Genomic DNA, 21,363 nt, shown 5'->3' with positions numbered 1-21,363 from the left:
GTAACCGGAAATCAGGGCGCGGCTCCGAGTTAAGGGAGCTGCACCCGCAATGACGGTAGATTAACCAGCAACAACGAAGATCAGGTACATCGCGATACCAACACCGATCATAGGAACGGCGTCCAGCAGACCCGCCATAATGAAGGTTTTGGTTTGAAGCTGGTTAGCCATTTCTGGCTGACGAGCTGTGGATTCCAGCAGTTTGCCGCCCAGCAGTCCAAAGCCAATACCGGTTGCCAGGGCACCCAGACCGATGATGATTGACGCTGCAATAAATACCATTTCCATTGAAAGCTCCTCAGTTTTCTCAGATAGTTAAGGGTTTATTAAAGTAATCGGTAATCAGTGATCTTCGTGCGCCATGCCGAGGTATACCACAGCCAGCGTTGTAAAGATGAATGCCTGCAACAATATCACCATAATGTGGAAAATTGCCCAGGGCACATTAAGCGTCCATTGCACCCAGAAGGGCAACAGCGCAATCAGGATAAAGACAACTTCACCGGCGTACATGTTGCCGAACAGACGCAATGCAAGGCTGATGGGCTTTACAAAAAGCACCAGCAATTCGAGCACCAGGTTGAACGGAATAAGGGCCCAGTGGTTGAAAGGGGTAAATGAAAGTTCTTTCAGGAAGCCGCCTGCGCCTTTCACCTTAAAGCTGTAGAACAGGACCAGCAGGAACACGCCAATGGAGATCCCGAAGGTACCATTGGGATCGGTGGTCGGAACAATCTTGAAGTATTCCAGGCCCATGGCGTGAGCAATGGTTGGAATATAATCCACCGGGATCAACTTGAGACTGTTCATCAGTAGAATCCAGACGAACATCGTAAGCGCCAACGGTGCAATAAGTGTGTTGCGCGCATGGAAACCGTTTCTCACCATGCCCTCAATGAATTCCACTGTCATTTCGACGGCGTTTTGTAAGCCACCCGGAACACCCGTTGTTGCACGGGATGCGACGAATCGGAATAGACCGATGAACAGGATACCCATCGCGATTGACCACCCGAGGGTGTCTACGTGAAAGGCCATGAACCCCATATCGGAGGCTTCAGCCGCAGTACGGGCGAAGGTCCAGGTGGCTTCTTCCACCACGGTGCCATCAGCACGCTCGTAACCTTCTGGCAATTTGCCGTAGGTCAAATTCTGTAGGTGGTGCTTTATATACTCTACTGGGGTATCAGCTGCCATACTGCTCTCGTCCAGTCATCGCTGTGTTTGGGGCTGTATGAACCAGCGCAAAGCTGCACTGACAACAACCATCACAGCAAAAGTGAATAACAAAGCCGGCGCATGTACCGGCTCTATTAAGATGAAAACGGCCGCAAAAAAAACGGCGGTCAGGGCAAGCTTCACGCTCTCTGCCCTGAATAAATCACCGACCATCAGTCGCATGTTACGTGCGCCCTGAAAACGAAACATTCGGTGAGCAAAATATGCGTTCGGTATGACATGAATAAGACCGCCCAATAATGCGGAATAACCAGCCAAACGACTTTCAAAGTTCCACAACACACTCAGTACAACCAATATCGTGCCTTCAGCGATTAGCCATCGGGCAAACGGCAAACGGGTGAATCGGGTTCCGGTTTTCGTCATGGGAGCGAACCTTGTTCAATACCTGCTTCCTGGCGATGGAACCTTCACCTGCTGTCATACCAAGCGCGCGAATTATATGTGTTAACCGGTACTTGTTCAACTGACACTGACTGAAAGCTGGCGAAATTGTAGGCATTTTCCTGGGGGCGAAAAATCTCAGATAATACAAGTTGTGGTTTCGAATTAATTTTATCACGACATATAGTGGTTAAAGGGAAATTCATACTTCAACCAGTGAGCGAGCGTTCTTATTTGATATGGCCCAGAATCCCGTCCAATTCATCCAGTGAACTGTACTCGATAACCAGTTTGCCTTTACCACGCTGACCATGGTCGATGGCGACACGAGCCCCAAGACGCTCAGCAAGGTCATCCTGAAGCGCCCGAATATTGGGGTCGAGCTCTGTTTTCGTCCTAACTTTATGGTCCGGAGCTTCCTGTTGTAGTTTGCGCACCAGGGCTTCGGTTTGCCGAACCGACAGGGACTTTGCCACCACTTGCCTCGCCACCTGCATCTGTTGCTCGGGCGGCAGAGTCAGCATCGCACGGCCGTGGCCCATCTCGAGATCGCCATGCTCCAACATGACCCGAACATCTTCGGTCAGACTTACCAGCCTCAGCAGGTTGGTGATCGTTGTACGGGATTTACCCACCGCCTCAGCCACCTGAGCCTGGGTGAGGCCGAATTCTTCCTGCAGGCGCTGCAGGGCAAACGCTTCCTCAATCGGGTTGAGGTTTTCGCGCTGGATGTTCTCGATCAGCGCCATCGCGATGGCGGCTTCATCGGGGACATCACGGATAATGGCCGGGATGCGGTCCAGTTCAGCCATCTGAGTGGCTCGCCAGCGACGCTCGCCAGCAATCAGCTCATATCGGCCTTCACTCAACGGCCGCAGTACCACAGGCTGCATGACACCCTGTTGCCGGATTGAATCTGCCAGTTCCTGCAACGCCGTCGGATCCATGTCCCGCCTCGGCTGGAAGCGACCGCGCTGGATCAGATCGATGGGTACTTCCCGCAGTTCACCGTCATGCTCGCTGACCTCCCGGCCCAGGTTTACCTTGGAACCTGCCAGCAAAGCACCCAGTCCGCGCTCACCCAATCCTCGTTTTTTCGCCGCCATGGTGTTGGTCATTTGTCCAGGTGAATATCTGTCGTTGAGAATTTTCCGGTATCTTACACGGCAACGGCGGGTGATGTCTTTTGTGTGCCGTGCCGTCGTACCATTTCCCCTGCCAGCGCAAGGTAAGCGATAGCGCCCTTCGATATACGGTCGTACTTCAGCGCTGGCAGGCCGTAGCTTGGCGCCTCGGCCAGTCTGACATTACGCGGAATCACGGCTTTGTATACTTTGTCACCGAAAAATTCGGTTAACTGGGAGGACACATCGAGTGTCAGGCTGTTACGGGGGTCATACATGGTACGCAGTATGCCTTCGATCTGGAGGGCCGGGTTTACAGTCTCCTGAATCTGCTCGACCGTGTTCATCAGGGCCGCCAGACCCTCTAGGGCGTAGTATTCACACTGCATCGGGATCAACACGGTATCGGCCGCCGACAACGCGTTTACCGTCAGCAAACTGAGCGAAGGCGGGCAATCGATCAGGATGTAATCGTAGTTATCGCGCACGGTATTGAGTGCCAACCGTAACCGGTGCTCGCGGCCAATTTCATTCATGAGCACCACTTCCGCAGCGGTTAAATCGCCATTGGAGGGCATAATATCGAATCCGGAGGCCTCAGCGGGAATGATCACCTCGGCCGCCGTTGCCTGTTTGGTCAGCAGGTCATAGCCGGACAAAGCAAGCCCGCTTTTGTCGACGCCGCTGCCCATGGTGGCGTTGCCCTGAGGGTCCATATCCACCAGCAACACCCGGCGCTTGGTCGCCGCCAGAGAGGCACTCAAATTGACGCAGGTGGTGGTTTTGCCAACACCGCCTTTCTGGTTGGTGACCGCAATGACGCGTGCCATGGCTAAGCTCCTGTCCTGGGAATACGACCAATAATGAGCAAGTGACGTTCGCCCGCGCAGCCCGGCACCTTCAGCGAGTGTTGGGATTTAAGCTGCCAGCCGTGCGGTAGACCCGCGACTTCATCATCCGGAAACTGACCTTTCATGGCAAGGAACTCTCCACCACATTCTCCACCAAACTCTTCACCATCCGCCAGCAGATGGCCACACCAGTGAACCATATTTCCAATAGCAGTAAAGGCGCGACTGCTGATCTGAGTGTAGCGGATACCCTCGTCGCAGTCCTCGGCACGACCATGAAGGACCTGGACATTTTCAAGTTTGAGCTCCAGCACACACTGGGTCAGGAACCGGGTCTTCTTACTGTTGCTGTCCAGCAAAGTGAACTGGACGTCCGGATTAGCGATGGCCAAGGGTATGCCGGGTAATCCGCCACCTGCACCGACATCCAGCAGATGGCCGGTAGTAAGGAACGGCTGAATACTCAAACTGTCGAGCAGCTGTCGCGACACCATTTCGGAGGTCTCGCGTACCGCCGTCAGGTTGTAGGCCTGGTTCCATTTGGCCAGCAGTGCGAGAAACGCCACCAGTCGCTGGTGCTGATCACCGTCCAGCTCCAGGCCAAGCTCCTTCAGGCCACTCGTAAGCTGTCGCTGCCACAGTGATTCAGTCATCTCGGTCAATCAGGCGGATTGCTTGCGCAACAGGTCGCGCTTTTTCAAATGAACCAGTAGCTGGGATACAGCCGCCGGGGTTACCCCCTGAATGCGTGAGGCCTGGGCGATGGTCTCCGGCCTGACGGTTTTAAGCTTCTGCCTGATTTCGTTAGACAGACCACCCACCGCATCAAAATCCAGATCAATCGGCAGGACGGTGTTTTCATTGCGGCGTAGACGTTCAATTTCATCGGTCTGACGGGAAATGTAACCCTCATACTTGATCTCGATTTCAACCTGATCGGCCACAACCGGATCGTCGGCCTGTGCCCCACTGATTTCTGCTACATGGCGATAAACAATTTCAGGCCGGCGCAGCAGGTCTGCCAGGGAATGTTCCCGGCTCAACGGGCGCTGCAGATACTGGTCTGCAATGACGCCCTGATCGCTGCCCGGATGCACAAACGTAGTGTCGAGGCGAACCCTTTCGCTGCCGATGGCTTCGCGCTTCTCATTGAAGCTGGCCCAGCGATGCTCATTGACCAGACCGAGGCGGTAGCCGGTTTCGGTCAGCCGCAGGTCAGCATTGTCTTCCCTCAGGATCAGCCGGTATTCCGCACGACTGGTGAACATCCGGTAGGGCTCCGAGGTGCCCATGGTAATCAGGTCATCGACCAGGACACCCAGGTAAGCTTCATCGCGACGGGGATACCACCCATCTTTTTCCTGCGCTTTGAGGGCAGCGTTGATACCGGCGAGCAAGCCTTGGGCACCCGCCTCTTCATAACCGGTGGTGCCGTTGATTTGCCCCGCGAAATACAAACCCTGGATAAATTTGGTTTCCAGGGTGTGGCGAAGGTCCTGTGGATTCAGGAAGTCATACTCGATGGCGTAGCCGGGCCGGGTAATATGGGCCTGCTCAAAACCTGGAATGGAACGAACAGCGGCCAACTGGATATCGAACGGCATACTGGTCGAGATACCATTAGGGTAAAGCTCGTTGGTGCTCAACCCTTCCGGCTCGACAAAGATCTGGTGGGAATTCTTATCCGCAAAGCGATTAACCTTGTCCTCGATCGACGGGCAGTAACGGGGCCCAATGCCTTCGATATTGCCAGCAAACATCGGCGATCGGTCAAAACCGCTGCGGATGATGTCGTGGGTTTCTTCGGTGGTACGGGTAACGTAGCAGCACACCTGTTCTGGGTGCGCACTCCGGGAGCCGAGGAACGACATAACTGGCGTGGGGTCATCACCCCATTGCTGCTGCATCACCGAGAAATCCACACTGCGCGCGTCAATGCGCGGCGGTGTGCCGGTTTTCAGGCGGCCGACATTGAACGGCAACTCCCGCAGACGCTTGGCCAGCGCGTTGGCTGGAGCATCGCCTGCACGTCCACCCGCATGGTGTTGCATGCCGATGTGGATAACGCCACCCAAAAAAGTACCAGTGGTGAGAACCACTGTCCTGGCATTGAAACGGATTCCGGTCTGGGTGACGACACCAGTGACGGTATCAGCCTCGACAATCAAATCATCGGCCGCTTGCTGGAACAGCGTCAGGTTAGGTTCGTTCTCCAGCACACTGCGAATAGCTGCCTTGTAGAGCACCCGATCAGCCTGAGCGCGGGTGGCGCGAACCGCTGGACCCTTACGGGAATTCAGGGTACGGAACTGAATGCCAGCCAAATCGGTAGCATGAGCCATGGCCCCGCCCAGAGCATCAATTTCCTTGACCAGATGGCTTTTGCCAATGCCGCCGATAGCGGGATTACAGGACATCTGCCCAAGGGTTTCAATGTTGTGGGTCAGCAAAAGCGTCCGGGACCCCATCCGGGCAGCCGCCAGGGCAGCCTCGGTACCGGCATGGCCCCCACCAATCACTATCACATCGAAACGGCTCGGAAAATCCACACGTCACCTCAAAAAAGACGGAAAAATCAGGCGGGCGAGTATAACGCGTCGAGGCTTGGATTGCAGTCAGAATGTGCAAATTTTAACCACATTCGAATCGGAGTCGGCTTACCATAACCAGATTACCCCCCTCTACGGGAGCTGATCAGAAAACATTGCCGATTAATCAGGCGCTTAAGATGATCACTTCAGGAAGTGTTGCAAGAAAGTTATCCACATTTAACGAACCTTATGATCCGCCTTATTAGTCCTTTAAGCTATTGTTTATATTGGGTATATGAAAATCTATTCTCAGCTTATCCTGAGGTTGTTCAGTACTTTATCCACAGCTCGTCAGGCTTGATTTTGCTGTTGCATCGATCTGACCCGCGTTTCAAGATCAGCTGCTCGGACCTCATCAGGCCGAACCGGCTCCTGGGCGAGCAAATGGATACGGGACCAGAATCGCGTGGGCCAATGTTTCATCGCAGCGCCTCCGGCATTACTGAAGAAGCTCCCCCACAGTCCCTGTAATATCATCGGCACAATCGGTACTCCATAACGATCGACAATGCGCTCCACCCCTGGACGGAATTCTCCCACCTCACCATCCCGTGTCAGCCGACCTTCCGGGAAGATACACACAACATTGCCTTCCCGCAGTTCCTGCTCTATACGATCAAACGCGGCTTCGTATGTCTCTGGTGCCTCGCTGCGAGGGGCGATGGGAATAGTTTTGGCTAACCGGAAGAATGCACCCAGAACCGGCGTCCGGAATATCCGATGATCCATCACGAAACGCACCGGTCGACGCACCGCGCCGCCAATCACCAACGCATCCATATAAGAGACGTGGTTACAGACCAGTAACACCGGGCCGTCTTCAGGGATGTTTTCAAGGCCGTGACTACGTACCCGGTAAATGGTGTGAGATAACAGCCATATCACAAACCGCAGGGCGAATTCCGGCATCTGCTGATAAACAAACCCGGCGACAATCAGGTTCATGATCGACAACACCAGGAAAAACTCTGGAATGCTCAGACCAATAACACCCAGCATGACAATGCCCAGCAGGGCACTCACCACCATGAATAGGGCATTCATAACATTGAGCGCTGCGATGATCCGGGCGCGCTTATCCTTCGGGGTTTCATGCTGAACAAAGGCATACAGAGGCACGATGAACAAGCCGCCCGAGATTCCGATACCCAGCAGATCAATCATTATGCGGCGGTAGCCGGAGTCCGTCAGCATCAGCCACCAGTCGGAAGGCACCGGCCGCGCCGGCATGCTGAAATACAAATCAATGCCGAACAGACTCAACCCGAGCGAGCCGATGGGCACGATACCCAGTTCAATCCGGTGGCCTGATAACCGCTCACACAACATGGAACCTACCGCGATGCCGATGGTGAATACCGCCAGCAACAGGGTTACGACAGTTTCGTCGCCCATCAGATTGGTTTTGGCAAAGTTCGGGAACTGGGTCAGATAGGCCGCGCCGAGAAACCAGAACCAGGAGATCGCCATGATACTCAGCAGTACCACATGTCGCTCGCGGGCCAGCGCTAATAACCGCCAGGTTTCCCGAAAAGGTTGCAGTCGAATATCCAGTGTTGCGGAACCGGCCTCGGTCACCGGTACCTGACGGGCGACCAGATAACCAACGATTGCCATAATCAATACCCCGACAGCCGCCATTTTTGCTGCCGACTCAGAACCCATAATCACACCCGCGGCAATGGTTCCGAGCAGGATCGCCACAAACGTTCCCATACCGACCAGCGCATTCCCGCCTACCAGTTCGTCATCTTTAAGAACCTGGGGCAATATGGCGTACTTCACCGGCCCGAAGAACGTGGATTGCGCGCCCATCAGGAACAATAGCAACAACAGCAATTCATACCAGCCGAACCAGAGACCGATCGCTGCCGCCAGCATAATGCCTATTTCGAGCATTTTGACCCGACGAATTACCAATGATTTTTCGTATTTGTCCGCGACCTGGCCAGCAATTCCCGAAAACAGAAAAAACGGCAGAATGAACAGGAACGCCGCAAAGTTGACCACGATATCAATCGGCAAGCCCATCAGCCCGCCAGCGCTGTAGGTGACCAGCAGCAGCAGGGCGTTCTTGAACAGGTTATCGTTGAATGCACCCGAGAACTGGGTCAGGAAGAACGGCAGGAACCGCCGCTCCGTAAATAGTCGGAATTGGCTCTGGTCAGCCATAAAAGTTTGTATCCCTCAAAACGGCTCCTTTTTTGACTGTACAGTGCCAGCCAGACTCCCCCGGCTACCTTCAGCACGGGTCTGATGGTCCAGTTCCACAGCGACCGAATTGGCCGATTTCGCAAACCGGGCCAGCAAGTTGTACAACACCGGAATGATAAACAGCGTCAACGTGGTAGCAAATATCAATCCACCGAGCACCACCACACCGATCGCGGCACGGCTTTCAGCACCGGCCCCGGTGGCAATAACAAGGGGTACCGCGCCAAAGATCGTGGAAATGGTGGTCATCAGAACAGGCCGGAAACGCAGGATCGCGCCCTCCAGAATGGCGTCATGCACACTCCGGCCCTCATCCCGCAACTGGTTGGCAAATTCGACGATCAAAATACCGTTCTTTGCCATCAACCCCAAGAGCATGATGATGCCTATCTGACTGTATATGTTCAGACTGATACCCGACATCCACAACGCAGCCAGCGCTCCCGTCACCGCCAATGGCACCGACAACATGATGATCAGGGGATGAATCCAGCTTTCAAACTGCGCAGCCAGTACCAGGAACACAATCAGGAAAGCGAGGCCAAAGGTCACATAGATAGCCGCCGATGACTCCTGGAACTCCCGACTCAGGCCTTTATAGCTCACCCTTGCCTCCGGTGGTAAAAAGTCCACCGCCAGGCCATTGAGATAGTCCAGGGCAGAGCCCAGAGCATAACCAGGTGCAAGTGAGCCGCTGATCACCACGGCGGGCAGGCGATCAATCCGCCTCAGGTCCGGGTTAGCCCCGATTTCGGTGATATCCACCAACGCCTGAAGGGGCACCAGCTCACCGCCCACGCGGGGTCGCAGGAAAATCTGGCCGAGATCTTCCGGTGAAGCCCGGTCAGCATCCCCAGCCTGGAGAATCACGTCATATTCACGACCACGGTCAAGAAAAGTGGTTACCTGTCGCGATGCCAGCATGGTCTGCAGTGTCAGACCCACATCCTCCACCGTTACATCCAGGTCGGCCGCCCGTTGGCGATCTATGGTGACCCGCAGTTCAGGCCGGGTAAGCTCGAAATCGGTCTCCAGATTCTGCAGGTTGGGGTTGTCCTTGGCTCGCTCGATGATCTCCTGACTCCAGGCCTGGACAGTCTCGTAATCCGGACCCCCAATCACGAATTCCACCGGCTGGTTGAACCCGCGTTGGCCAAGGCCTGGGGGGTTAACCGCCACCGAGCGCACGCCGGGAACTTCTGCCAGCTTGGGGAACAGCTCGGCGGCAATTTCCTGTTGCTTGATATCCCGTTCATCCCAAGGCACCAGGCCCATAATCAGAAACCCGCGATCCGCTTCATCCCGGAAGCCGACGATCGACAACAGGCGATTGGAAACGCCCTGTTCGAGGTAAGGCAGCAGACGCTCCTCGATCTTGCGAACATAATGATCGGTATACTCCACCGTCGAACCCCTGGGCGCGCTGGTCGGCATAATGATAATGCCGCGATCTTCGGTGGGTGCCAGTTCCTGGGGCAGCTTGGGGAAGATAATAATTGCCACCAGCATCCCGGCAACACCGAGGCCAATCAGCAACCCCGATTGCCTGAGCGAGAACCGCAGTAGCCTTTCGTAGCCCCGGTTCAGACCGCTCAAAACGCGCTCACTGGCGGCCCACAGCTTGTGGCCTTCTTCGGTTTCCGGGCTGTGTTTCAACCATTTCGAACACAGCATCGGCGCGAGGGTCAGCGCCACAAAGCTTGAGACCACCACAGCAGTAGCCAGGGTAAAGCCGAACTCACCAAACAGTCGGCCGACGTTGCCGCCCATCAATGAGATCGGCACGAACACCGCAATCAAGGTCAACGTCGTGGCGATGACCGCGAACGCTACCTGTTTTGCGCCCCGGTAAGCAGCGAGCAGCGGGGGTTCACCCAGGTCAATCCGGCGCTGGATGTTCTCCAGCATAACGATGGCATCATCCACCACCAGGCCGATCGCGAGGATGATCGCCAGCAGCGTCAGCACGTTGATCGAGAAACCGAGGGCACTAAGCCCGACGAAGGCACCGATAATGGACACCGGTATCGTGACCGCCGGAATGAGAGTGGCTCGCCAGGACCGCAGGAATACGAAGATTACCAGAATGACCAGGGCAATCGAGATGGCCAGGGTAAACAACACTTCCTTGATGGAAGCCCGTATGAAAATCGACTCATCGTAACTTTCAGCGATGGTCACTTCCGGTGGCAGAGTCTGACGTATGTTGTCCAGTTCCTTACGTACCGAATCGGAGACCGCCACCGTGTTGGACTTGGACTGACGGATAACCCCCATCCCGATAGCCGTTCGGCCGTTAGCCCGAAGCCGGCTGGTGTCCGATTCCACCCCCATCTGTACATTGGCTACTTCACCAAGCCGCAACAGATCGTTGTCGTCCCGTCGAACCACCAGGTTCCGGAACTCCTCTACCGTCGACAATCGGCCTTCCGCCCGCACGGTGAAATCCCGAGAGGTGGACTCAATCGAGCCGGCGGGTAATTCAACATTGTTGGAGCGTAGGGCTTGTTCGACCTCGGCAACCGTAATATTACGAGATGCCAGACGTTCTTGATCAAGCCAGACCCGAATGGCGTAACGCCGTTCTCCACCAATCCGCACATCAGCAACGCCATCAAGTACCGATAACCGGTCGGCCAGGACCCGTTCAGCAAAATCACTCAGCTCGGCGCTGTCCCAGACATCACTGCGCAAGGTTATCCACATCATGGGGCGCGCATCGGAATCCGCTTTGCGGATAACCGGAGGGTCCGCTTCTTCAGGCAGCTGGTTTAAAACGCGGGAAACCGCGTCCCGAACATCATTGGCGGCAATATCCACATCCCGGGAGGTACTGAACTCAATAGAGGTGCGTGACTCACCCTGCTCGGTACTGGATTCGATAGACCGAATGCCTTCCACACCGCTGATCGCGCCTTCAATGACCTGGGTTATCTGGGTATCGACAACTTCGGCTGCAGCGCCGATGTAATCAGTCGATACCGACACCACCGGGGGATCGATATCCGGGTATTCCCGCACCGGCAAACCCATAAGGGCCGCCACCCCGAAAACCACAATGAGCAGGCTGATGACGGTAGCAAAAACCGGGCGCTTGATGGAGACATCGGAGAGAATCATCCGTTATTGCCACAAACGGTTAGTCGAGGATTCGCTGGAAACCAGAGCGTTGTCGTCCTCCACGATTGCAACCTTGTCGCCGCTGCTAAGGCGGTCCTGACCGGTAATGATCACTGAATCAGTCGAGGACACTCCTTCAGTTATCTCCACCACCCCCGGCTCCCGGGAACCCAATCCGACTTCGATGCGCCGTGCCTCCCCATCATTAGCGACAAACACAAACGCCTTGCTGCCCTGCACCAGCACCGCTTGCTCGGGAATGACCAAGGCTTCGCGCTCCTGCAATGTGAGACTAACAGACATGAACTGACCTGGGCGCAAACGGCCTTCCGAATTACCGATCATCGCCTTGACTGGCAGCGAGCGGCTCAACTCATTAATACGGGTGCCTAACTCCGCCAGGGTGCCATTGAAATCACGGTCAGGAAAAGCAGCTGTTTTGGCCGTCAGGGCTTGCCCCTGTGCGACCTGACCAAGGTAACGTTCGGGAACGGCAAACGTGAGTTCCATCTGATCGATCGCATCGAGCGTAGCAATAGAATCACCAATATTAAGATAAGCCCCAACGCTGGTGTCTACCAGTCCCACAACGCCCGCGAAAGGTGCTTCAATCCGGTGATCGCTGGCCCGGGTTCGCGCTGCTTCGAGTTGGGCTTCAGCGACATCCAGCGTGGTTCGTAACGCATCCACCTGAGCCTGGGAAATGCTGTTGTTTGTACGCAGGCTTTGAGCGCGATCATACTGACGCTTGGCATCGGCATACTGGGCATTCGAGACACGCAAATCCGCCTGGGCCTGTCGGTCTTCCAGACGAACCAGCAACTGGCCCTTGGAAACCGGATCACCCGGAGCAAAGTTGAGCTCCACAATGCGCCCGCTCACCTCAGTGGTCAGCTCAATTTCCTGCCGCGAACGCAGAGTGCCTACCGCAACCACCACGTCACGAACCCGATCTGTCCTGGGCTGCACAACATTGACATTGCTCGCCCGTTTTTCACGGGCCTGCTCCGCTTCCACCCCGTCATCCAGATAGAAAGCGGCACCAACGCCTACCGCCGCCAGAACGATGATTGTTGTTGCGATCAGCCATTGCTTTGCCATATCAGTTCTCGTGGTAAACCATCACAGTAGTCCGTCCAGACACCTATCGGCGGCAACACGGATGATAACTTCTGGCAACTCTTCAGTCACCGCTTCTGGATCACCAGTACAAGCTCGCCAACATCAATACCCCACTTGCTCATGGTAGTCTGGTTGATCAGCGTATCGGGGGTAATCAGGTACATCCAGTCATCCATGCGGACATCCAGCGTGCCATCACCGTAAGCCACTCTGAGCACATAATTCATGTGGATAGCGTTACCTTGCCAACGCATTTGTCCAGCTTCGACCACATCCCCAGCGGTGGCTTTGTAACCATCTTCATGGGGCGTAAGGGTCCAGACACGAGTCTGCTCTTCACCGTCGTCGAACCGGAACACTTCCTCAAGGGTACCGATACCCTGATCGTCCCAACTTGCAACAATGTCTGCATCAAAGGTGCGAATCACTTCTCCGGTGTAATCCTTGACTACCCCGCGTGCTGAAAGTTCACCCTCAAAAAACTGTTCCGGCACCAGCGCCGGTGACCGCTGGGCATAATCGTCCAGCCCAGGCCCGGCACAGCCTGCGAGCAGCAGTGCCATAGCTAATGCATAGATGATACGTCTCGCACGTGGCGATGATATAAAAATAGGCCGTCTTTGCATGATATTTACACTCGTTTCGTAAATAGAATAGTGAATTCCATTTACGCTTCAATACCTGCAACAGACCAGCCTGGACCACCTCCTGACGCTACCGACCGGGGTCGCTACTGATCCCGGAATCGGTCAATAAAGGCTTCCGATTCCGCAATGGAGGCTTCCATGTTGCGGATGAGCGTGTCCACATCGTCGCGAATACGGCTTAACTCGCCTTCAAGAGCGCCGATGGCCTGGGCATTCAGGTTGTGCTTCAGATACAACACTTGATCCTCGAACGCCTGGAGCACCGGGGCCATACGGTTCTCGGTCTGATGCATGCGCTTGATCAGCTTCTCGTACTGACCGCGGGTTTCATTGAGCTGCTGTTCACTACTCTGGCGAAGAGAGGCACTTTCATAACGCTCCAGTTCATCTTCCCATTCACTGAACAGCGCTTCTGACACATCTTCCACGCCGTTGATGCTGTCGCTGACTTCGTCGGCCGCGTCCACACTTTCTTCATAAGCGCTGCTGAGCTCGTCGTAACGCGCTTTTAATTCGCTATCCGGTGTATTCACCATGCTCTGAAAACGCTCAAGCGATGAACGGAAGGTTTCCTGAGCCTCGCTTTGGGCATCTCGGGCATCACCAACCCGGTCAACCAGGATTTCTCGTTTCTCAAAGCCGAGCTTTTCCATTGTGTTGTAATACACAGTACTGCAACCCGTAAGCGCCAGCACAACAAGCGATAAGGCAACCATTGAGCGGTAGGGCAGACGTCGAATTTGTTTCATAATTCTGTTTCCTTTGAGTGATAGATTATTTACCGATACAGAAACTGCTGAAAATCTTGCCGAGCAAATCATCGGGCGTCATTGTGCCAGTAATCTCTCCAAGAGCATCCTGGGCAGCTCGCAGATCTTCTGCCAGAAGTTCACCTGCTCCATAACCCGTCAGTTGTTGCTGTCCGCGGACCAGGGCAGAGCGCGCCTGATCAAGGGCGTCCAGGTGACGCCGACGGGCCAGGAAGCCGCCTTCGGTCGTGGTGGCAAATCCCATGCACTGTTTTAGATGATCGCGAAGAACGTCCAGCCCGTCTGCCGAACTTGCCGTCATTCGGATAACAGGAACCTGAGTGCCCCGAGAAGCAGTGAACCCGATCGATTCGCCGCTCAGATCCACTTTGTTGCGGATCACGGTGATGGGCGCAGCCTCTGGCAACTGACCAAGAAAGTCAGGCCAGATTTCCTGGGGCATGGTTTTCTCGGTCGTCGTGGCATCCACCATTAGCAGAATGCGATCAGCCTGGCGAATTTCAGTCCAGGCACGGGCGATACCGATCTGTTCAACTTCGTCCGGACTGTCTCTCAGTCCCGCGGTATCGATTATATGCAGAGGCATACCATCAATGTGGATATGTTCACGCAAGACATCCCGGGTAGTGCCTTCAATGGCCGTTACTATGGCCGCCTCCCGACCTGCAAGAGCGTTTAACAGACTGGACTTGCCCGCATTGGGACGACCTGCGATCACCACACTCATGCCGTCCCGTATAATTGTTCCCTGCTGGGCTTCCGAAAGGATCTGATCAAGATCGGTCATCAGCGCATCAAGATCATTTTCAACCTTGCCATCAGCCAAAAAATCTATCTCTTCCTCTGGAAAATCAATCGCGGCCTCAACGTAGATTCTCAAGTACGTGATCGCCTCTACCAGGGCGTCGATACGATGTGAAAACGCACCCTGTAAGGATCGTACCGCACATCGGGCTGCCTGTTCCGAACTGCTTTCAATCAGATCAGCGATCGCTTCCGCCTGGGCGAGATCAAGTTTGTCATTGAGGAAGGCCCGTTCCGAAAACTCCCCCGGATGGGCGAGGCGGGCGCCGAGATTACAGACTGTGCGTAACAGCATATCCAAAATAACGGTGCCGCCGTGCCCCTGCAGCTCAAAGACATCCTCTCCGGTAAAGGAATGAGGATTAGGGAAGAACAAACCGATACCTTCATCAATAACGGCTCCCCCGGGTTCGTAAAACGGACCGTAGTGGGCGTAGCGTGGCTTTGGCTCGAACCCCAATACCTGCTGTGCCATTGCTTTTGCCAACGGGCCTGATACCCGAACGATCCCCACGCCCGCTTGTCCTGGAGCAGTCGCAATAGCAGCGATGGTATCGGTTGGATGAATCATAAAGGGCCGTCTGTCCGGTTGTTCTTAACGGAAAAAGGCTCCTTTCGAAGGAGCCTTTTAAAGGAACTGCTTACATTGTCAGTGTTTTTTGCTGGCAACTTCCGCTTCAATCTTGCGGGTAATATACCACTGCTGGGCGATAGACAGAATGTTGTTGGTGAGCCAGTAAAGCACCAGACCAGCCGGGAACCACAGGAAGAAAACGGTGAAAACGATAGGCATCATTTTCATAATCTTCGCCTGCATCGGGTCCGGCGGTGTCGGATTAAGACTCATCTGAATGAACATACTGGCGCCCATCAGGATTGGCAGTATGAAGTATGGGTCCATCACTGACAGGTCATTGATCCATAAAACGAAAGGTGCGTGGCGTAATTGTACGCTCTCGAACAGTGCCCAGTAGAGGGAGATAAATACCGGCATTTGCACCAGAATTGGCAAACAACCACCAAGAGGATTGATCTTCTCACGCTTGTATAATCCCATCATTTCCTGGGACATACGTTGCCTATCATCGCCGTAAAGTTCCTTCAGGCGGGTCAGCTGAGGCGCCACAGCTCGCATTCTTGCCATTGAGCGGTAACTGGTGGCAGAGAGGTGGAAGAACACCCCTTTGACCAGCACGGTCAGCAGGATAATAGCGACACCCCAATTGCCTACAATGCCGTGAAACCAGTCCAGTATCATGAACAGTGGCAGAGCGATAAAAAACAGAAAACCGAAATCGACGGTACGGTCGAGATTGGGTGCGACATTTTCAAGACGGTCGATTATCTTGGGTCCGATGTAAGTTTTGGCACCTACTTCCCCAGTTTGTCCCGGTTCAACAACCGTAGCGGGGCTGACAAAACCCATCACATAGAGATTATTGCGCTGGTTGGTCTGAAACTGGTGGATTTGTCCGGGTTCAGGTATCCAGGCGGTGAGAAAGTAGTGCTGAAGAAAAGCCAGCCAGCCATTGGAGACCGACTTCTTGATAGGCGTTTCGTTAAGGTCACTGAAATCGTACTTTTCATAAGGATCTTCTGGCGTACTGACCACTAACCCAAGAAACGCCTGAATTCCCATGCTGTTCTGAGCAGTGGGATCTGCACTCTGGTCACGGATAATCTTACCGGTAAAATTGCCTTGCCAGGTTTCGTCTGACTGATTGTTAACGAGATATTGGACGTTGATTTCGTAACTGTCGCGGAAAAATTGATATTGTTTGGTGACCGAAACGCCGTTGTCTTTGGTGACCGTTAAATCAACGATCAGGGAATCCCGATTTTTGTCAAGCGTATAGGAGGTCGCAGTTGACGAGTATTCCGGCGTATCACCGTTGCGGCTACTATCAAAGCCATCCTGCCCGATCATGCCACTTTCGAGCATGTAAATACGGCTGGATGAGTTTTCCAGTAATTTCAGTGGCGCTTCGCTATTGAGTTCCTGATCGTACTGCAGCATAGCGGCTTCGACGATGTTGCCACCGACCGGATCAATTTTAAGCTCCAGTACGTCCGTGGTAACGCTGATCAGTTGATCGCTTACGCGAGTAGAACTGTCTGAACTTTGGGTATTACTGTAGGTACCTTGCTCGGGCGTTGAAAACTCTTCTTCTGCGGTGTCTTGCGTGGCTGCAGATTGGTTAGCCGAGTTGCCGTTCGGACCCGTTCCAGGAGTTGTTTGCTCCGATACCTGAGCAGTCTGAGGTTGGTGGTAATCTTCGTTCCAGGCCAGAACCATCAGGTAACTGACTACGGCCAGGCCAGCAAATAATACGATTCGTTGAATATCCATAAACTCAGTGCGTCGTCTGGTTAGCGTTGGAAGAGCTGTGAGCCTGCCGGCAACAACTGCGAGTAGTATTGATTTGATGAGGTTTCATACCCGGGACGGGATCATAACCTCCCTCTGCCCATGGATGACACCGTAATAATCGTTTGGTTGCCATTATGAGCCCAGTCAGTGCTCCATGACGTTCGATTGCTTCGACGGCATAAGTTGAGCAGGTGGGATAATGGCGGCAATGACTGGCCATAAGAGGACTGATGGCGTACTGGTAAACCCGAATGGGGAAAAGCAGAAGTTTACGCATCAGTCGGCACCCTTTTCACGTGGGGCAGGTGGCTCAGTAGGCAAGCGTGTGTGGCAAGCCTTTCGGATCAAGCGTTGCCAGAGGTCAGCAAGCATGAGATTCAGTTCCGGATTATCAATCGCGGCCAACCCTTGTCTGCTCAGGACCACAATATCCAAGGGAGGCAGATCTGTCTGATGCCGGAAAGTTTCACGTACCAGCCGCTTAACCCGGTTACGTTGTACTGCGTGCTTTAAATTCTTTTTAGAAAACACAAGCCCGACTCTGGCGTGGCCCATGGTATTGGGTTTGGCCAGAATCAGAAAATGCTTGTGTGGTACTCGAACCTGTACGTCACTGAAGACTTCGCTGTAGTCCCGAGGTGTCAGCAATCGTGATGATCTCGGAAAAGCGAAAATCCCCATAAGGCTTGCGGTGACTTATGCAGTCAGGCGCGCACGACCTTTGGCACGACGACGGGAAATGACTTTACGACCGTTCGCGGTGGCCATACGGGCACGGAAACCGTGAACACGCTTACGCTTCAGGTTACTGGGTTGAAACGTTCTTTTCATGGTGATGCTCTCACGTAACGAAGTTTAGAATCAGATGTTGTCTGTAAAATGAACAGTCAAAACAGGTGCGGCATTCTAGTCAATATGGCGGGCGAATTCAATGCCAAATGCGGGCGACCGGGAAAGTCAATTTTGAGGGTCGGAGGGGTGGCGATTATTAATTCATTAGGTTTTTTAATTCTTTTAATTCTTTTAACTACTACTGTTATTAGGGAAGGTGTTTTCGGTGGATAAGCCGTTTCTTGTTTTTAAAATCAATAATATGGAGTAATGAAAAACCAGTTGATGACTGGGCTTGAGCACTGTGGGTAACTGGATAACGTTTTGTGGGTAAGTTCCGGAGACAGCATGGGTCCGACTTATTCATGGTTTGGTACACCGGATATGAACAGCCTTGAGGCCGGGTTGCCCACAAGTGCCTGTGGATAACTTTATTTGTACTTTTATCTGTACACAACCTTGTAGGTAAGTTTTTAAATTATTGAAATTTAATGCTTAAAATTTCCACAGGCTGTTTATTACTTGTGTTTGGGGCTTTTACTTGAGGGTGCCGGGGAGTAGAATTCCGGGTCATCTCGAAGAATAAGATTCCGGATTCGCCGGGTCAGAGGAATTCCTACAGCATCGGAGGCAGGCTGTCGTGCCGCAAAGAGTTTGGCATCAATGTCTAGAAATACTCCGGGATGAGTTTCCCGCTCAACAGTTTAATACCTGGTTAAGACCTTTACAGTCAGATCATCGGGAAGGCCAGCTTATGCTGTTTGCTCCGAATCGATTTGTTATGGACTGGGTCAATGAGAAGTATCTGCGGCGGATCGAAGAAGTGCTCAAGGAACTGGAAGGTGGTCACGCGCCCCGAATAAACATGAGCGTCGGGTCAGCCCCAAAAGCTGGCGCGTTGGTAGAGGCCTCCGCACAACAGAAAAAGTCGGGCTTTCGCGATGATCCAGGTGTGGCTAATGAAGAAGAGCAAGGCGTTGCTGCGAGTGTAGCGGAACGTCCCAGCCGCAGGCATATTAACCATATCAATAGTGATCGGCGGTCGGTTCAGGTCGAGGGCGACATAAAACACCAGAGTTTTCTGAACGAAGGCTTTACCTTTGACACCTTTGTGGAGGGTAAGTCCAACCAGCTTGCCCGAGCAGCATCTATGCAGGTTGCGGAGAATCCGGGCGGTGCTTACAACCCTCTGTTTCTATACGGAGGTGTGGGTTTGGGTAAAACCCACCTCATGCATGCGATTGGTAATGACATAGTTCGTCGCAATCCAAGAGCGAAGGTTGCCTATCTGCGGTCGGAGCGTTTTGTAGCGGATATGGTGAAAGCGCTACAGTTGAATGCGATCAATGAGTTCAAACGCTATTATCGTTCGGTAGACGCCTTACTGATTGACGACATCCAGTTTTTTGCCCGTAAGGAGCGCTCCCAGGAAGAGTTCTTTCATACTTTCAATGCTTTGCTCGAGGGTGGTCAGCAGGTGATTGTGACTTGTGACCGTTTTCCAAAAGAAATTGTGGATATGGAAGAGCGCCTCAAGTCTCGTTTCGGCTGGGGTCTGACGGTGATGGTCGAACCACCTGAGCTTGAGACCCGAGTGGCGATACTGATGAAAAAAGCCGAGCAAGTGAATGTTCGGTTGAGCAGTGAAGCGGCATTTTTTATTGCCCAGAAAATTCGCTCAAACGTCAGAGAGCTCGAAGGTGCGCTGCGTTTGGTGATAGCGAACGCTCACTTCACGGGTTCAGAAATTACCCCGCCTTTTATCCGTGAAAGTCTCAAGGATTTATTGGCTCTGCATGAAAAACAGGTCAGTATTGATAATATCCAACGCACGGTGGCTGAGTATTACAAAATCAAGGTGGCGGACCTGTTGTCCAAACGTAGAACCCGGGTTATTACCCGGCCAAGACAGGTTGCCATGTCGCTTGCCAAAGAGCTCACGAATCACAGCCTGCCGGAGATTGGCGACGCGTTTGGCGGGCGCGATCATACGACGGTATTGCATGCGTGCAAGAAAATCATTGAACTGCAGGGAACCGACCCGAATATCCGGGAAGACTACCAGAATTTTATGCGTCTACTGACGACCTGATAATCACACCCTCCATCCAACCACAAGAATGCTGAGTGCCATGAAACTGACGATCAGCCGAGAAGCCCTGTTAACTCCGTTACAGTCCATCGCTGGTGTTGTTGAGCGTAAACAAACGATGCCGGTGCTGTCTAATGTCCTGATGGAAGCAGAGGGAAACACGCTTACCTTGACGGGTACCAATATGGAAGTGGAGTTGGTGGGCCGGGTTACACCGGTTCATATCGATCAGCCGGGCAGAATTACCGTTCCTGCCCGCAAGTTGTCCGATATTTGCCGCGCGCTTGGTGAAGAGTCGCCAATTGAGCTGGCATTGGAAGGTGACCGGTTACATTTGCGGTGCGGTGCCAGCCACTTCACGTTATCAACCCTGCCGGCGGAACACTTTCCCAATGTCGAGGACGAGCCTGAAAGTTTCCGGTTGGAGATTCCCCAGGGTGAACTGGGCAGAATGCTTGATGCCACCGCGTTTGCTATGGCACAGCAGGATGTTCGGTACTATTTGAACGGCTTGTTGTTGGAAGTGGACAAGGATCATGTCCGCACAGTCGCCACTGACGGCCACCGCTTGGCCATGGCGCATTTTGACGTTGCAACGGGTTGTCCCGATCCACGCCAGGTTATCGTGCCCCGTAAAGGTGTGTTGGAGCTGGCCCGTTTGCTGGACGATGTGCAGACCTCCGTCACTCTGGTGATTGGGGATAATCATCTGCGGGCCACGGTCGGGGCGTATACTTTTACCTCGAAGTTGATTGAAGGCAAATTTCCGGACTACAACCGGGTCATTCCTCGCGGTGGCGATAAAATCGTTCTGGCGGATCGTGTGACTCTCAAGAATACCTTGCAGCGTGCTGGAATTCTGTCCCATGAGAACATTCGTGGTGTAAGGCTGAATCTGGCATCGGGTGAGCTGCAGGTGTTTGCAAACAACCCGGATCAGGAACAGGCTGAAGATGCACTGGCGGTGGACTACCAGGGCGAATCACTTCAGATTGGGTTTAACGTAGGGTATCTGGTGGACGTGTTGAACGCACTGGATGAGGAACAGGTGAAGATTACCCTTGCGAACCCGAATTCGAGTGCCTTGATTGAAGGTCAGAACGACACGGGCTGTCTTTACGTGGTCATGCCAATGCGGCTTTAAAGGCTTGATAGCAATGTCAGATTCATAGACCTCGCTTCCCACAAGTAGACAAGTAGCGG

The 21,363-nt window shown here is 53.6% G+C and carries 19 protein-coding genes; 2 read left to right on the top strand and 17 right to left on the bottom strand.

The genetic code is table 11. The features are described 5' to 3' along the window. Positions 1–60 precede the first annotated feature (60 nt). The 17 genes from atpE to rpmH form a co-directional block, all read right to left on the bottom strand. A complete protein-coding gene (atpE, locus tag WEB64_RS05175) occupies positions 61–288 on the bottom strand; it encodes a F0F1 ATP synthase subunit C (protein WP_152205805.1) in 228 nt (75 codons plus the stop codon). Positions 289–342: 54 nt separating this feature from the next. Then, the gene (gene atpB, locus WEB64_RS05170) at positions 343–1,197 is read right to left on the bottom strand and encodes a F0F1 ATP synthase subunit A (protein ID WP_368057719.1); all 855 of its coding nucleotides are present in this window, start codon (positions 1,195–1,197) and stop codon (positions 343–345) included. Positions 1,198–1,212: 15 nt separating this feature from the next. Further along, positions 1,213–1,605 (bottom strand): ATP synthase subunit I, encoded by a 393-nt coding sequence (locus WEB64_RS05165; RefSeq protein ID WP_368057717.1) that lies wholly within the window; start codon positions 1,603–1,605, stop codon positions 1,213–1,215. A gap of 248 nt (positions 1,606–1,853) precedes the next feature. Further along, positions 1,854–2,729 (bottom strand): ParB/RepB/Spo0J family partition protein, encoded by an 876-nt coding sequence (locus tag WEB64_RS05160; protein WP_368057715.1) that lies wholly within the window; start codon positions 2,727–2,729, stop codon positions 1,854–1,856. A gap of 53 nt (positions 2,730–2,782) precedes the next feature. Beyond that, a complete protein-coding gene (locus WEB64_RS05155; protein WP_368057713.1) occupies positions 2,783–3,577 on the bottom strand; it encodes a ParA family protein in 795 nt (264 codons plus the stop codon). A 2-nt stretch (positions 3,578–3,579) separates the two neighbouring features. After that, positions 3,580–4,251: a 16S rRNA (guanine(527)-N(7))-methyltransferase RsmG gene (rsmG, locus tag WEB64_RS05150; RefSeq protein ID WP_368057711.1), complete on the bottom strand. Its 672-nt coding sequence runs from the start codon at positions 4,249–4,251 to the stop codon at positions 3,580–3,582. A 9-nt stretch (positions 4,252–4,260) separates the two neighbouring features. Continuing rightward, positions 4,261–6,147, bottom strand: a complete 1,887-nt coding sequence (gene mnmG / locus WEB64_RS05145) for a tRNA uridine-5-carboxymethylaminomethyl(34) synthesis enzyme MnmG (protein ID WP_368057709.1) — start codon at positions 6,145–6,147, stop codon at positions 4,261–4,263. A gap of 333 nt (positions 6,148–6,480) precedes the next feature. Beyond that, complete coding sequence (locus WEB64_RS05140; RefSeq protein ID WP_368057707.1) at positions 6,481–8,361, bottom strand: MFS transporter; 1,881 nt, start codon at positions 8,359–8,361, stop codon at positions 6,481–6,483. A 15-nt stretch (positions 8,362–8,376) separates the two neighbouring features. Continuing rightward, the gene (locus tag WEB64_RS05135; RefSeq protein WP_368057705.1) at positions 8,377–11,523 is read right to left on the bottom strand and encodes an efflux RND transporter permease subunit; all 3,147 of its coding nucleotides are present in this window, start codon (positions 11,521–11,523) and stop codon (positions 8,377–8,379) included. Positions 11,524–11,526: 3 nt separating this feature from the next. Continuing rightward, entirely contained in the window at positions 11,527–12,624 is a 1,098-nt protein-coding gene (locus tag WEB64_RS05130; protein ID WP_368057703.1) for an efflux RND transporter periplasmic adaptor subunit, read from the bottom strand. 86 nt (positions 12,625–12,710) lie between these two features. Beyond that, positions 12,711–13,208, bottom strand: a complete 498-nt coding sequence (locus WEB64_RS05125; protein WP_368057701.1) for a DUF3833 domain-containing protein — start codon at positions 13,206–13,208, stop codon at positions 12,711–12,713. 167 nt (positions 13,209–13,375) lie between these two features. Continuing rightward, positions 13,376–14,041 (bottom strand): DUF2959 domain-containing protein, encoded by a 666-nt coding sequence (locus WEB64_RS05120; protein ID WP_368057699.1) that lies wholly within the window; start codon positions 14,039–14,041, stop codon positions 13,376–13,378. Positions 14,042–14,066: 25 nt separating this feature from the next. Next, entirely contained in the window at positions 14,067–15,437 is a 1,371-nt protein-coding gene (gene mnmE, locus WEB64_RS05115) for a tRNA uridine-5-carboxymethylaminomethyl(34) synthesis GTPase MnmE (protein ID WP_368057697.1), read from the bottom strand. 78 nt (positions 15,438–15,515) lie between these two features. Further along, on the bottom strand, positions 15,516–17,216 hold the full coding sequence (gene yidC / locus WEB64_RS05110) for a membrane protein insertase YidC (protein ID WP_368057695.1): 1,701 nt from the start codon (positions 17,214–17,216) through the stop codon (positions 15,516–15,518). A 4-nt stretch (positions 17,217–17,220) separates the two neighbouring features. After that, positions 17,221–17,514 (bottom strand): membrane protein insertion efficiency factor YidD, encoded by a 294-nt coding sequence (gene yidD / locus WEB64_RS05105; protein ID WP_368057693.1) that lies wholly within the window; start codon positions 17,512–17,514, stop codon positions 17,221–17,223. Then, positions 17,514–17,918 (bottom strand): ribonuclease P protein component, encoded by a 405-nt coding sequence (gene rnpA, locus WEB64_RS05100; RefSeq protein ID WP_368057691.1) that lies wholly within the window; start codon positions 17,916–17,918, stop codon positions 17,514–17,516. Before rnpA ends, yidD begins: the two co-directional genes overlap by 1 nt. Before the next feature lie 15 nt (positions 17,919–17,933). Continuing rightward, positions 17,934–18,068 carry a 50S ribosomal protein L34 gene (rpmH, locus tag WEB64_RS05095; protein ID WP_368057689.1) on the bottom strand — a complete coding sequence of 45 codons (135 nt, stop codon included), beginning with the start codon at positions 18,066–18,068 and terminating at the stop codon, positions 17,934–17,936. A 640-nt stretch (positions 18,069–18,708) separates the two neighbouring features. Between rpmH and dnaA the strand changes: the two genes are divergently transcribed. Both dnaA and dnaN read left to right on the top strand, forming a co-directional pair. Further along, on the top strand, positions 18,709–20,160 hold the full coding sequence (dnaA, locus tag WEB64_RS05090; protein ID WP_368057687.1) for a chromosomal replication initiator protein DnaA: 1,452 nt from the start codon (positions 18,709–18,711) through the stop codon (positions 20,158–20,160). 40 nt (positions 20,161–20,200) lie between these two features. After that, positions 20,201–21,304 carry a DNA polymerase III subunit beta gene (dnaN, locus tag WEB64_RS05085; RefSeq protein WP_368057685.1) on the top strand — a complete coding sequence of 368 codons (1,104 nt, stop codon included), beginning with the start codon at positions 20,201–20,203 and terminating at the stop codon, positions 21,302–21,304. Positions 21,305–21,363 lie beyond the last annotated feature (59 nt).

This window comes from Marinobacter sp., from assembly GCF_040882185.1.
Lineage (GTDB): Bacteria > Pseudomonadota > Gammaproteobacteria > Pseudomonadales > Oleiphilaceae > Marinobacter.
This window is presented reverse-complemented; position numbering and strand designations above follow the sequence as displayed.